13 protein-coding genes are annotated in these 11914 nt (G+C 68.0%); 8 read left to right on the plus strand and 5 right to left on the minus strand.

Annotated elements, in window-relative coordinates:
• The first annotated feature begins 85 nt into the window (after positions 1-85).
• From ACXJLH_RS12820 to ACXJLH_RS12830, 3 genes are all read left to right on the plus strand, one after another.
• Positions 86-877 carry a hypothetical protein gene (locus ACXJLH_RS12820; protein WP_457444464.1) on the plus strand — a complete coding sequence of 264 codons (792 nt, stop codon included), beginning with the start codon at positions 86-88 and terminating at the stop codon, positions 875-877.
• A 110-nt stretch (positions 878-987) separates the two neighbouring features.
• A complete protein-coding gene (locus tag ACXJLH_RS12825; RefSeq protein WP_457351986.1) occupies positions 988-1209 on the plus strand; it encodes a hypothetical protein in 222 nt (73 codons plus the stop codon).
• Complete coding sequence (locus tag ACXJLH_RS12830; protein ID WP_457444465.1) at positions 1202-1816, plus strand: hypothetical protein; 615 nt, start codon at positions 1202-1204, stop codon at positions 1814-1816. Before ACXJLH_RS12825 ends, ACXJLH_RS12830 begins: the two co-directional genes overlap by 8 nt.
• Here ACXJLH_RS12830 and ACXJLH_RS12835 read toward each other — a convergent pair.
• Complete coding sequence (locus ACXJLH_RS12835) at positions 1813-2031, minus strand: hypothetical protein (protein ID WP_457444467.1); 219 nt, start codon at positions 2029-2031, stop codon at positions 1813-1815. The two genes, ACXJLH_RS12830 and ACXJLH_RS12835, sit on opposite strands and share 4 nt — an antisense overlap.
• Before the next feature lie 273 nt (positions 2032-2304).
• On the opposite strand from ACXJLH_RS12835, the gene lepB reads away from it, so the two are divergent.
• Entirely contained in the window at positions 2305-3216 is a 912-nt protein-coding gene (lepB, locus tag ACXJLH_RS12840; protein ID WP_056201216.1) for a signal peptidase I, read from the plus strand.
• 105 nt (positions 3217-3321) lie between these two features.
• Here the strand turns inward: lepB and ACXJLH_RS12845 are convergent, their stop codons facing one another.
• On the minus strand, positions 3322-4236 hold the full coding sequence (locus ACXJLH_RS12845) for a hypothetical protein (protein ID WP_056201219.1): 915 nt from the start codon (positions 4234-4236) through the stop codon (positions 3322-3324).
• A gap of 83 nt (positions 4237-4319) precedes the next feature.
• Complete coding sequence (locus ACXJLH_RS12850) at positions 4320-5120, minus strand: DUF3108 domain-containing protein (RefSeq protein ID WP_162247834.1); 801 nt, start codon at positions 5118-5120, stop codon at positions 4320-4322.
• 332 nt (positions 5121-5452) lie between these two features.
• Between ACXJLH_RS12850 and ACXJLH_RS12855 the strand changes: the two genes are divergently transcribed.
• Positions 5453-7810 carry a hypothetical protein gene (locus ACXJLH_RS12855; protein ID WP_457444470.1) on the plus strand — a complete coding sequence of 786 codons (2358 nt, stop codon included), beginning with the start codon at positions 5453-5455 and terminating at the stop codon, positions 7808-7810.
• 35 nt (positions 7811-7845) lie between these two features.
• Here the strand turns inward: ACXJLH_RS12855 and ACXJLH_RS12860 are convergent, their stop codons facing one another.
• Complete coding sequence (locus ACXJLH_RS12860) at positions 7846-8604, minus strand: helix-turn-helix domain-containing protein (protein WP_457444471.1); 759 nt, start codon at positions 8602-8604, stop codon at positions 7846-7848.
• Positions 8601-8981 (minus strand): phosphopantetheine adenylyltransferase, encoded by a 381-nt coding sequence (locus ACXJLH_RS12865; protein ID WP_457444473.1) that lies wholly within the window; start codon positions 8979-8981, stop codon positions 8601-8603. Before ACXJLH_RS12865 ends, ACXJLH_RS12860 begins: the two co-directional genes overlap by 4 nt.
• 124 nt (positions 8982-9105) lie before the next feature.
• Between ACXJLH_RS12865 and ACXJLH_RS12870 the strand changes: the two genes are divergently transcribed.
• From ACXJLH_RS12870 to ACXJLH_RS12880, 3 genes are all read left to right on the plus strand, one after another.
• A complete protein-coding gene (locus ACXJLH_RS12870; protein ID WP_056201233.1) occupies positions 9106-9423 on the plus strand; it encodes a hypothetical protein in 318 nt (105 codons plus the stop codon).
• A gap of 346 nt (positions 9424-9769) precedes the next feature.
• Positions 9770-10819: an IS110 family RNA-guided transposase gene (locus ACXJLH_RS12875; RefSeq protein ID WP_457444474.1), complete on the plus strand. Its 1050-nt coding sequence runs from the start codon at positions 9770-9772 to the stop codon at positions 10817-10819.
• A gap of 37 nt (positions 10820-10856) precedes the next feature.
• A complete protein-coding gene (locus ACXJLH_RS12880; protein ID WP_457444475.1) occupies positions 10857-11861 on the plus strand; it encodes an IS3 family transposase in 1005 nt (334 codons plus the stop codon).
• Positions 11862-11914 lie beyond the last annotated feature (53 nt).

Raw genomic sequence — 11914 nt, forward strand, 5'->3', positions numbered from 1 at the left:
GCGCGGCCGTCCATCCCACGGTTGGGTTGCACGCACGGCAGTGCGGGCCGGGATACTGGCCCGCCATCCCTTTTGCATTGGACCGATGGCCCGCTCCCTGCTGCCCTTGATCGCCTCGCTGCTTGCCGTGTTCAACGCGCAGGCCCAGGTCACCAAAGACCCGCTGCCCACGCAGTTGGTGTGCCACCCCAGCGACAACCTCACCGCCAACATCAGCTACGAAGCCAGCGGCGCGTTGCTGGGGGCGGGCGTGTATGCCACCTCCGGCACGCATGAATGCAGCGTGCAGTCGCAGGGCGCCGGCGTCGCGCAGCCCGACGGATCGGTGCGATTTGCCTGGACCGACGAGGTCGAAGGCAACAAGCGCTACCAGGCGATCGTGAAGCGCGTGGGCAACGAGGGCTACACGCTGGCCCTGCAGCCCGCCGGCTGCGGCACGATCGCGCTGCCGGCGGCCATCGCGCTGTCCATCCAAGGCAAGGCCTGCAAGGCCGGCGTGGACCGTGACGCGGCCTTCGTGCTGTTCTGGCGCCAGCTGCGCGCGGCCATTGCCAGGGGTGACGGCGAGCTGCTGCAACGGCTGTCGTTGCCCCAGCTGGAGTTCTCCCCGGACTCCGGCACCGTCAAGGCACCCGCGTCCGTCATCCGCAATGCCGCGACCTGCATCCCCGGCATCGTCACGACGGAGTCCGGCACCGACATCGGCAAGATGCTGAAAGCCATCGACACGCCGCAACTGGACAAGCCACCGCTGTCCAGGGTGGCCGACAACCGCGTGAGCACCGGCGCCTTCGAGGCGCGCTGGACTGCCCAGGGGTGGCGCCTGTCGTGGTTCAACACCTCGCCGGCGGTGTTTTCAACCTGCAAGCCGGGCTGAGCGCTCGTCGTCAAAATACCCAGACCCACGAATTAGGGGCAGCCGCAGTCGCCTTGGCGGATGAGCTTCGCTAAGCTGACCCTCAACTGCCACCCACCTCCGCCACAGCCATGATCGGCGCCCCGCTTTCCTCCTCCGCCTCGCTGTTTTCCACCGCGTCCCTCCGCCCGCTGAATGCCCCTGCGGCGGCGCCGCGTGCCGGTGAACCGGCATGGCTGGACGGGCTGGGCGCCAGCGGCGCCGCCACGCTGCGTGCCGACGTGGCCGTCGACCAGCGCGGGCTTTCGGTCCAGCAGCACGCGGAGCGCGTGCTCGCCGCCCTCGTTGCCTGAGCTGCTGGCCCAGCCGCGCTGGGCCGAAGCGGCCCAGGCGCTCATCGGCGGCTGCCTCGACCTCGGCCCCCGCCAGGAGGGCGCCATTGCGCTGATGGAGACCGTCTGCACCGGTCTGGGCGACCAGCTTTATCCGGCCTTTTTGCGCGTGCTGGCCGAAGTCAATCTGCGTGGCGAATATGCCGCCCGTGCCGCTGTCGCCCAGACCCTCGCGCAATCCCTCTGCCAGGGCCGCCTGCCCAGCGGTTCGCGTGCGGCCTGGGGTGCGCATCAGGCGGGCGTGCAGCGGCGCAGCCTGGGCCCCATCGAATACCTGTGCCTGGCCGCCTGGCCCCGCGCGGGCGAGTCGAGAGGGACTTCCGAGTTGTCGCCCGAACAGTTCCAGACCCTGGCCAGCGCGGTGATGGAACTGCTCGACTGCGACGCCGAGGCGCGCTCGCTCTATGCCGGCCACCTGTGCGCCGTCGCCGACGACCCGCTGGACGGCACCATGCCGCGCGAGGTGCGCGCGGCCCTGCGCGCATTCGCGCAAAGCTGGCGCAGCCATCCCGATGCCAGCCGGGCCTGCGCGGCCTTTGTCGACAGCCTGGGGCGGGCCGGGCGCTAAAGCTTGCCGACCGCCTCGTAGCGGGCCACGCCCACGACGCCAAAGACGGCGCGCGTGGACTGTCCCCCGAGGCTGGTCACGGTGATCGCCTGTTGCAAGGGCATCTGGCTGATCAGGGGCTGCGAGCCCATGGCGACCCTGCGGGAGGCCTGGACCTGGGCCAGTTCAATGGACCGGACGACAGCGTCCGTCGCCACGACGGTGGGAAGTTTCATCAAAGAAAAGCGTCTGCATCGCGCGGCACCGTGCCGCGGCAGGGTCAGCGAAGCTTGCGTGGCAGCAGCCCCGACGACCCAACCGTGCATCCTAGGCAACGGACCGGTCCGCGCCGGGCGCGCCGTTGCACGGCCTGTGGCAGATTGCCGCCTGGCGGGCAACTCGCAGCCCAAAGTCCCCCGGGGACGGTGCCGCGCCCAGCCGGCTCAAGCACGCTGGCATCATGCGCCGCCACGCACATGCAGGCCCTATCGCCACCCATCTCGACGCCCATGCCCAACAACAAACCCAAGAAGTGGATTGCAGCGGTTCTCGGTCTCCTGTCGCCGCCGGTCGGCCTGCTCTATGCCGCACACGCCAGGGCGGCCCTGGCCTATTTCGCTCTCAGCATCGTGGTGGGAGTTCTCGGCTTCCTGTCGCAGGCATGGAAGCTGCCAGTCAATGCCGCGGCACTGGTGCTCATGATCGCGGGTGCGTCGCATGCGTACCGGCGCGCCAAGCACTACCCCGACGCGAAGCCACGCCCCGGCTACAGCCGCTGGTACGGCATCCTGGGCGTCGTCGCTTGCGTCATCACGGCGGTGCTGGTCTTCAGGGCCTTCTTCTTCGAGCCCTTTCGCGCCCCTTCGTCGTCCATGCTGCCGACCATCCCGGCCGGCACCAGCCTCATCGTCCAGAAATGGGGCTATGGCAACTACGGGACTTTCGGTAAGACCTTCCTTCGCACGACCATCTCTTCGCCTCTGTCCCGAGGCGACTTGATCGTCTTCGAGTTTCCCGAGGACCGATCCGTCGTCTTCGTCAAGCGCCTGGTCGGCCTGCCTGGCGACCGCATCGCCTACCGCGGCAAACGGCTGTTCATCAACGGCGAGGCCGTGCCGTTGCGACCCGCTGGGGAATACTTCGATCCAGAATCCAAACGGACCATTCCCCAATTTGTCGAGACCCTGCCCGACAGCGAGCACGCCGTGCTGATCGGCGAGCAGCCCTTCTTCCTGCGGCCCGACTCGAAGTTCCCCTTCGCCGAGAAATGCACCTACACCGTTGACGAGATGGCCTGCGAAGTGCCGCCCGGTCACTTCTTCACCCTTGGCGACCACCGCGACAACAGCCGCGACAGCCGGATGTGGGGCTTCCTGCCGGCCGATCACATCGTCGGCAAGGTCGTGTTCGTGGGGTCGTAGCCACGCGGCACGGTTGGCTGCCTCAAGGCGGATTGAAATGCGCGCCCTGGGTTTTGCAAGCTTCCTGCCGCGGGAGCGGCCATGGCTCAAGGCCGCCTTCGGGCCTCAGGGCGCCTTCACCAAGGCCTGCAATACGGAATCCGCCGCACCCGGCAGCAGCGGCATCAACAGCGCGATCGCCTTGGGCCAATGCGCCAGCAGGAGCCCCTGGGGGCTGGCATCCTCGCCGGCTGGGCCCTCCGGCGTGTTGCCCCGGGGCTCACGCTCATGGCATCGCTGCAGCCACGCGGCGGCGGACAGGAAGGCCGCTGCCAGTACCAGGCTGAGCATCAGCCCACCCATCAGGCTGACCGTGGGCGCCAGCGCCAGTGCGGGCTCGCGCGCTTCCTTGATCATCAGCGCCGCGCACAGCCGGTACATGGCCGTGAGGCAGGAGATCCAGATCAGCATGAGCGCCGCACCGCAATACAGCAGCCGGGTGATCGCGCGCATCTGCAGCATCCGGTGGTTGCCATGCGCGCCGGGGATCAGCAGCAGCGAGAACGCACACAGCAAGGCCGAACTGGCGACGAAGGCCATCGCGGCGTTGCAACTGCCCAGGAACCGGAAGCGGGGCGAGATCGCCGCGAGGTTATCCACCATGGGGCCGAAGGCCAGCAGCGAAACACCGAGATCGACCGTGTAGTGGTAGAGCGCGCTGCCTATCAGCGTCAATACGCCCAGGAACGCCACCCAGGCCGCGTGCCCAAGCCGCCGCCTGTGGCGCACCGCGCGGTCCAGTTCCAGGCCGCACACGCCGATCACCACCAACGCGGCCAGCCATTGCAGGAAGCTCAGGCACAGCCACCACAATGCCGCGTTGACCACCAGCGCCGCTTCGGCCAGCGGTGTCTTGGCGGGGTAGCCCGGCAGCAGCAGGGCCTTGAAATCAGGCTTGGGCACCGCGACGCGATTCAGCTCGACCAGCGCGTCCATGGCGCCCAGCAGCGCGACGATGGCGAGCACGGCCAGCAGCGGCATCACGGCACCGTTGCAGCAGGCAAGATAACCAACGAAGCTCCGCCAGGTGCCCGCCGCAGCCTGCGCAGGCTTGGCGGCTCCGCTCACGATGCGCGCCCGTTCTCGCACGACGGTACGCCCTCCTCGGGCAGGACCGTCGGCGCAGGCACCGGCGTTGGCATGAGCGTTATCGTCACTTCGTCCAACGTCACGCGCGCCGGCCGCCAAGATTCACCCGGCAGCAGCCGCAGCGCGATCAGGCCCTTGCTCTTTCGGCTCGCAATACCGTACTGAAGCGGGCTGGCGTCCGTCGCGGCCACCGGCCCTTCGAACGTGGCCTCGTGCTCCTTCAATACCCCGCGCTCAATCACCCGGAAACGGTCACGGTCGCCCGGCTGATGCCTGGAAGCCAGCGCAATCAGCGCCACCTGGTAGGACATCGGGTCCCAGGTCGACCCATCCAGCGACACTGCCTGGGGGCCCGGCTTGCCGCCCAGCGTCGTCTTCGCCAAGCCGGCCACCCAGTCGAAACGCGTGTGGACGTTGTACTCCGGGCTGGACTCATCGCGGTGCACGTATTCCATCGGCAGCAGCCGTTCGCCCTCGATGCGAATCACGCTGCATTCCTGGAAGCGGCGTTCGACGAAAGCGACGCTCACCGTGGTGCGCATCGTGTAGACGATGAAGCGCGACGAACGCCGCAACTCGATGCTGGCCAGAGCAGTGGCCGTCAGGAAGGCCACCTTCTGCCGCCCTTCGTAGCGCCCGCTGAAGGGTTGCACGGCGCTGGCGGGCTGAGCGCTGGCGCTCTCAGGCGCCAGTACCCCCGCGAGCGTCATCGCAAGCAACGCGGTGGCCGTGGTGCGCCAGGCTCGGAATGGGCGCGAGCTTCGGGTACGGCGCATGCAGTGTCGATGGGTGGGGTTTCTCAGGCAGAAAGGATGCAGCGGCCGCATCGCAGCCGCATCCTCACAACTGGTGACGGGCGCGGCGCTGGTCGCTCTGCGGCGCCAGACTTGCTCGGCCCTCTTTGTCAGAGCGTTGTGCTGTTCAGGTCAGAGTTCCCAAGACCCGAGATCGACAGGCCTGGCTGGCTTTTGCAAACCATCCTCAGGCGCAAGCTGGAAATCGAATTGGAGTGAACTAGGGATGCGTGCCATCCCATCCGTCTCCTTGTGGATTCATCCCTAACGCCCCGGAGCGTAGATTGGCCTCATCGCAACACCGGGGGTGAATCATGATGCTCTTCTGGCAAGGCACGCCCCGGTCCCGCACGCAGGCGCTGCTGGCCGGTTTCAGCCGGGCCCTCGCCCTGGCCGGTGCCCTGGCCCTCGCGGCCCCGGTGTTCGCCACGCCGCCGCGGCCACCTGCCTTCCTGACCGATGGCGACAAGCTGACGGCCGAGCGTGAATGGGTGCTGGATCGGGCGGCGCTGCCGCTGCAAGTCGTCATGCGCGAGCAGGGCATCGCGTCACTGACGCTGAGCGCTTCGGTGGTGGCCATGGAGCCGGGCAAGCCCGAGCTCGCGGCGCCGCGGGTGCTGTGGCGCACGGAGGTCAAGCCTGCCGCACGCGACCAGAGCGCGACGGTGGAGGTACCGCTCAAGGGACTCAAGCCCGGCGAATGGCGGCTGGAGGTCAGGCTCACGGGCAAGAAGGGGGCGAACGAAGGCTTCTCGCATCTGCTGGTGCGCTACCTGGTGGTCGACGCGGATGGCCGCATCCACGTGCTCTCGCCGCAGCAGCGCAGCCTGCGCGGTGCGGCCGAACGGCAGCGGCAGTTCGACGTCGCACGCCGCAGCGACGAGCGCCAGCATCCGATCCGGCTGCTGTTCGGTGACACGTTCAAGCTGCCGGCGGATGCGAAGGTGGCCGACGTCGCCGCATTCGTGCCGCGCGACCGGCGCATCGAGGTGCGGCCGGCCGAACTCACCCCCTTCCTGCGCGAGCACAGCGCCGACAGCACCGCCACCAGCTACACCTCGCGCGACCCCATCACCGTTCGCGGCCGCGTGGTGTTCCGCGATCTGAGCGGCAACTTCGTGCCGCTGGTCAACGTGGCCATCCACCTGTGGGACTCTGACACCTTCGGCGACGAGCACCTGGGCAGCGTGGCCTCCGACTGGGACGGGCGTTGGGCGTTCACCGTCAACAACGACGATGGCTGGTTCCAGGACGGCCGGGACCTCTACTACACGATCAAGCTGGACACGAGCCGCCTGTCGCTGGGCACGTGCAACTTCCTGGCCGGCGCCTATGAATGGAAGTCGGCCGTGCACGATGACATGTCCGACGGCACGGTGCTCGACTTCGGCACCGAGACGGTGGGCTCCGACATGGATGCGGCCCGCGTGTGGTCGACGCTGAACCTGGCCTGGAACCATGCCGCGACGGCTGGCGGGTTCGACCCCGGAAAGATCGACGGCTGCTTCCCCGGCAGCGGCACCTTCTACAACGGCAAGATCAACATCGAGGGCGGCGACTTCGACGGACCCGATTCCATCACCCACGAATACGGCCATGGCGTGATGGCCCACGCCTACTCCGGCGGCGACCCCTCGCCGGGCGGCGACCACGGCTTTGGCGACTGCGGGCAGAACAAGGCGCTGTCATGGTCGGAAGGCTGGGCCACGGCCTTCATGCTGACGCTGCGCCAGGATGGGCGCTACAACTGGCACGAGGGCGACGGCGGCCAGGAGATCGAGGGTTTCTCGTCGTCCTGCCAGACGGGCGACAGCAGCGAAGGCCGCGTGGCCGCGGCGCTGCTGGACATGTTCGACACCCACAACGACAGCAACGGCGGCAACACCAACCTCGGCCGCAACGGCGCCTCCGACAGCAACACCGGCAGTACCGTGGCGCTGGCCACGATGCTGCGCGACACCATGGTGGGTACGCAGCACTCGACGGTGATCGAGTTCTGGAATGACCTGGCGGGTGAGCTGACCAGCACGCAGCGCCCGGCCGCCCAGACCGTCATGAACTACAACTGGATGCCGGTGATCCTGCCTTCGTCCTGCGTCGCGACCAAGGTGGCGGCCACCAGCCTGCCCGACAAGGAGGGCGACGGCGTGCTCGCTGGCCTGCGCAGGTTCCGCGACCACGCGCTGCTGCCCTGGCCCGGCGGCCGCGAGCTGGCCAACCTGTACTACCGCAACAGCCCCGAGATCGCGCTCGTGCTGCTGCGCCGCCCGGCGCTGCTGCCCGACGCCCTCGCCGTGATGCGCCATTTCTCGCAGATGGGCGACACGCTGACGACGAACCGCCGCCTCGTCGAATTCGAGAAAGCCAACGGCCCGCTCATCACACCCGAAGTGCATGCCGCGGCCCAGCGCATCGTGGCCGCACTCGCCGAAGACGGCAGCGAAGGCCTGCGACGTGACGCGCAGCGTCTGAAGACCGAGTTCGAACGGCTGCTCAAGACGCGCCTGTCCGACGTGCAGGACCGTGCGGCGAAGGAGAAGGCGGCCTTGGTCGACCGTGGCCAGGGGCTGCCGCCGATCAAGCGACAGGAGTACCAGCCGGGCAGCAAGGACGCGCTGCAGGACAAGCGGATGAAGGACCTGCTGGAGCGCAGCGTGGCGCCGAGGAAGTGAGGTTGCAGGCCGACGCGAGTGTCGGCCTGCCCTACCTAGCCACCAGCCAGCGCGAACCGCGTCGCCTCGTCGGCCGGGAAAAGGTGCTCCACCTTCAGAGACGCCAGCGTGATGTCCAGCGGCGTGCCGAAGCTGGTGAAGGCGGAGAAGAAGCTCAGGGTCTGGCCGTCCGCGGCGCGCAGCCGCAGGGCCAGCACGGGCAGGCCGCTGGTCTCGATGGTGCCCCAGGGGCGCAGCGACGGCCTCAACTCGTCGAGCAGGGCGCGCAGGCGCGGCAGGTGCTCGGCCTCGCGGCTGGCACGGGCCCACATCTCGCCGCACAACTCGGCCTCGTTGACGCACAGCGCTCGCAAGCCATCGGGGCGGAAGACCGCTCGCAGCAGGTTGAAGGGTCCCGCCAGCAAGTGATCGGCCGGCAGGCCAAGTAGCTCCAGCAGCCGCGCCAGGCCGGCGTTGGCCATGACGAGGTTGTATTCGCCGTCCAGCACCAGGGCCGGCGTCGGATCGTGGGCGTACAGCAGCTGCTCCAGCGCGGCGCGCACGGGCGCCATCTCGGGCGCGTCCAGCGCGCGCTCGGTGTGAGCGGGTGCATAGCCGGCGGCGAGCAGGGCCTGGTTGCGTTCCTGCAGCGTGGCGCCGAGGGCGTCGAGCAGGGCGATCAGCGTCTCGCGGCCGGCGCGGGAGCGGCCGGTCTCGATGCAGCTGAGGTGGCGTTGCGAAACACCGGTGCGCAGCGACAGCTCCAGCTGGCTGACGCGGCGCGACTTGCGCAGGGCGGCGAGGGTGGCGGTCATGGAGATGGCATGGGTAGCAGGTGAACGATAGCGGCTGCCAGCAGCAACAGCAGGGCGGCAATGTCCAGCTTGACAACGGTGGCTAGGGCAGGCGGCAGTGGACCCGCCGGCAACGCGAGCACCAGGAAAGATGCAACGCTGACCAGGCCGGCGATGAGGCCGAGGCCGCGCAGCGCCGGCCGCCAGGCGGCCCAGGCGAGAAGGGCCGCGAGCAGGCCAAAGAGCACGGCGCGGTGGCGCAGCAGCAGTTCCAGCGTGGGGTCGCGGGCATCGACGCCGTAGAGCGCTGACAGCTTGGTGGCGCCCAGCACGCCGGCCAGCGGCAGCGCATGCAGCAGGGCGACGAGGGCCAGCGTGATGGGAACGAGCAGCTTCATAGAACCGGACCATAGGCCACGCGCGGCGGCACCGCGATGACCTCGGAGGTCATTGCGGCGCTGCGCACGACTGGCGAGCATGGCGCCATCTACCACCCGTCAACCGTCCCTCAAGGAGATTGCCATGCGAACCGTTCTGATCCTCGCCCTCGCCGCCTTCGGTGCCTTCTCGACCTATGTGATGTGGCAGGTCGGCTACCTCGGCATCTGGCAGGCCGGCATGAGTAGCCTCGGTGCCTGGCAGGTGCTGGCGGACCTGGTCATCATGTCGTGGATCGCGCTGGGCTTCATCTGGCGCGACGCGCGGCAGACCGGCCGCACGGTCTGGCCGTTCGCGCTGATCACGCTGGCCGCCGGGTCCTTCGGGCCGCTGCTCTATCTGCTGCTCAAGCCTTCGGGCCGCAGCGAGTTCAAGGCGGGGCCGGCTGTGCCAAGCCGCTGAGCGCGGCTTGCAGATTGGCACGTGCCCGCGCGTCGAAACGCTCGCGCAGGGCGCGTGCCGTAGAGCGCGGGCCGCGCCAGAAAGCCGGCCAGGATGGCACCGCGCTTTTCATTGAAGACGGCCGCCGGCACATGGGCGTATTCGCGGCGGATCTGCGCCTCGTATTCGGCAAAGCGTTCAGGCACCTCGCGGAAGCAGCCGTTCAACGTTTGACTTAAGCGGCGTGCCGAAGGCACGTCCGCTTGAAGGAATACGAAGGGACTTCCCACCTTCTGGCCCACGGCGTCGAGGCGCCAAGATTGATGGTGCGAATCGTCAATCTGCAGCCATGTGAAAGGGGAAGCCCATGAACGAGATTACCCGAGTCGGGGTCGATCTGGCCAAGCGCGTGATCCAGGTCCACGCCGTTGATGCGGCAGGTCGCGTCGTGGTGGCCAAGGCGCTGCCCGCCGACAAGTTCGCCGCCTGGTGCGTGCAGTTGCCAGCGGGCTGCCTCGTGGCCATGGAAGCCTGCGGCGGCGCCCACCACTGGGCACGCAAGCTGCGCGGCTTCGGCCTGGATGCGCGGCTCATCGCCGGCCACTTCGTCACGCCCTACCGCATGGCCGGCAAGGGCAGCAAGAACGACGCCGCTGACGCCGCCGCGATCTGCGAGGCCGCCGGCCGCCCGCACATGCGCTTCGTCCCCGTAAAGACGCCCGCCCAGCAGGCCCTGCTGGCCATCCACCGGCTGCGCGAGGGCTACAAGGAAGACCGCACCGCCTGCATCAACCGCATTCGCGGCCTGCTCACCGAGTTCGGCATCGTCTTCGCGCAAAGCCCCGACGCTCTGCGCCTGGGCCTGGCCGACGTGCTGGAAGACGCCAGCAACGAGTTACCCGGCATCGCCCGGCTGGCGCTGCAGGAGGCACGGCTGCACTGGGTCGAGCTGGAATGCCACATCGCCAGTTGCGACGAACGCATCACCGCGCACGTGCGTTCGGACGAGCAGGCCAAGGCAGCGGCCCAGCTCAGCGGCATCGGCCCCGTGACGGCCTCGGCACTGGTCGCCACGGTGGGCGACTTCAGGCAGTTCAAGAATGGCGCGCAGTTCGGCTCCTGGCTGGGTCTGGTGCCCCGGCAGAACTCCAGCGGCGGCAAGACGCAGCTCGGGCGCATCACCAAGCGGGGCGACGACTACCTGCGCACGCTGTTGATCCAGGGCGCCAAGTCGGCCGTCATGACGGCCCACAAGCGCACCGACAAGATCTCGCAATGGCTGGTGCAACTGCTCGCCCGCGTGGGCTGGCAAAAGGCCGTGGTCGCATTGGCCAACAAGAACGCGCGCATCGTCTGGGCGTTGCTGGCCAAGGGGCGCGTGTTCGTGACCTGCACCCTTCCTGCCATACCAAGCTGAAGTAGCAAGGAGTCCGCTCATCAGGAGAATGACGGACATGAGGAAGAGCAAGTTCACCGAGGAACAGATCATTGGGTTCCTGAAGCAGGCCGAGGCGGGGCTGGCCGTGGCGGAGATCTGCCGCAAGGGCGGGTTCTCAGACGCGACGTTCTACAAGTGGCGGGCCAAGTTCGGCGGCATGGAGGCGAGCGACGCCCGGCGGCTGCGCGAACTCGATCAGCTGTCCGAACGGCGGGCCTGCCGACTTGTGGGGCTAAGCCGAGACAGTTACCGGCATCCACCGGTGGCGAGCGCGCAGACCGCGGCGCTCAAGGCCAAGATCGTCGAGATCGCGCATGCGCGCCGACGGTTTGGATACCGACGCGTGCACGACCTGCTGCGCCTGGACTTCCCTGGCGTCAATCACAAGCGCGTGTATCGGCTGTACAGCGACGCGAACCTGGCAGTGCGCAAACGCAAGAAGGTGCGGCGCCCGGCTGCCGAGCGCACGCCGCTGAACATCGCCACCCAGGTCAATGAGGTGTGGAGCATGGACTTCGTCAGCGACAGCCTGGCCAACGGACGGCGCCTGAAGTGCCTCACCGTTGCCGACGACTTCAGCCACGAGGCCGTCGACATCGCGGTGGACTACGGCATCAGTGGCCAGTATGTGGTCCGGCTGCTGGATCAGGCTGCGCGATTCCGCGGCTACCCAGCCGCCGTGAGAACTGACAACGGGCCGGAGTTCACCAGCAGGGCCTTCATCGCATGGGCGCAAAGCCACGCCATCCGACACATCCTGATCGAGCCTGGTCGCCCCATGCAGAACGGCTACATCGAGAGCTTCAATGGCCGGTTCCGGGACGAATGTCTGAACGAGCATTGGTTCGAGACATTGAAGCAGGCCAGAACCGAGATCGCCGCCTGGCGCCGTGACTACAACGAGGTCCGTCCGCACGGCAGCATTGGACGAATACCGCCGGCGCAATTTGCTGAGCAGCACCGCAGAAACGCGGCCGATCCCGCCCTGCACGCCGGACTCATCAATACAGAGATCCAGTAACCTTCAACCAGGGCTCCGAACTATCAATTGGCACGGCGTTTGGGGGCAGGTCA

This window comes from Roseateles sp. P5_E4, from assembly GCF_054049255.1.

What these genes read in the sequence shown, in the direction of transcription:
- lepB (WP_056201216.1), top strand. Translation starts at nt 2,305, where the DNA reads ATGCCCAACAACAAACCCAAGAAGTGGATTGCAGCGGTTCTCGGTCTC.
- ACXJLH_RS12845 (WP_056201219.1), bottom strand. Translation starts at nt 4,236, where the DNA reads ATGCCGCTGCTGGCCGTGCTCGCCATCGTCGCGCTGCTGGGCGCCATG.
- ACXJLH_RS12875 (WP_457444474.1), top strand. Translation starts at nt 9,770, where the DNA reads ATGAACGAGATTACCCGAGTCGGGGTCGATCTGGCCAAGCGCGTGATC.
- ACXJLH_RS12880 (WP_457444475.1), top strand. Translation starts at nt 10,857, where the DNA reads ATGAGGAAGAGCAAGTTCACCGAGGAACAGATCATTGGGTTCCTGAAG.
- ACXJLH_RS12825 (WP_457351986.1), top strand. Translation starts at nt 988, where the DNA reads ATGATCGGCGCCCCGCTTTCCTCCTCCGCCTCGCTGTTTTCCACCGCG.
- ACXJLH_RS12835 (WP_457444467.1), bottom strand. Translation starts at nt 2,031, where the DNA reads ATGAAACTTCCCACCGTCGTGGCGACGGACGCTGTCGTCCGGTCCATT.
- ACXJLH_RS12870 (WP_056201233.1), top strand. Translation starts at nt 9,106, where the DNA reads ATGCGAACCGTTCTGATCCTCGCCCTCGCCGCCTTCGGTGCCTTCTCG.
- ACXJLH_RS12820 (WP_457444464.1), top strand. Translation starts at nt 86, where the DNA reads ATGGCCCGCTCCCTGCTGCCCTTGATCGCCTCGCTGCTTGCCGTGTTC.
- ACXJLH_RS12860 (WP_457444471.1), bottom strand. Translation starts at nt 8,604, where the DNA reads ATGACCGCCACCCTCGCCGCCCTGCGCAAGTCGCGCCGCGTCAGCCAG.
- ACXJLH_RS12855 (WP_457444470.1), top strand. Translation starts at nt 5,453, where the DNA reads ATGATGCTCTTCTGGCAAGGCACGCCCCGGTCCCGCACGCAGGCGCTG.
- ACXJLH_RS12850 (WP_162247834.1), bottom strand. Translation starts at nt 5,120, where the DNA reads ATGCGCCGTACCCGAAGCTCGCGCCCATTCCGAGCCTGGCGCACCACG.
- ACXJLH_RS12865 (WP_457444473.1), bottom strand. Translation starts at nt 8,981, where the DNA reads ATGAAGCTGCTCGTTCCCATCACGCTGGCCCTCGTCGCCCTGCTGCAT.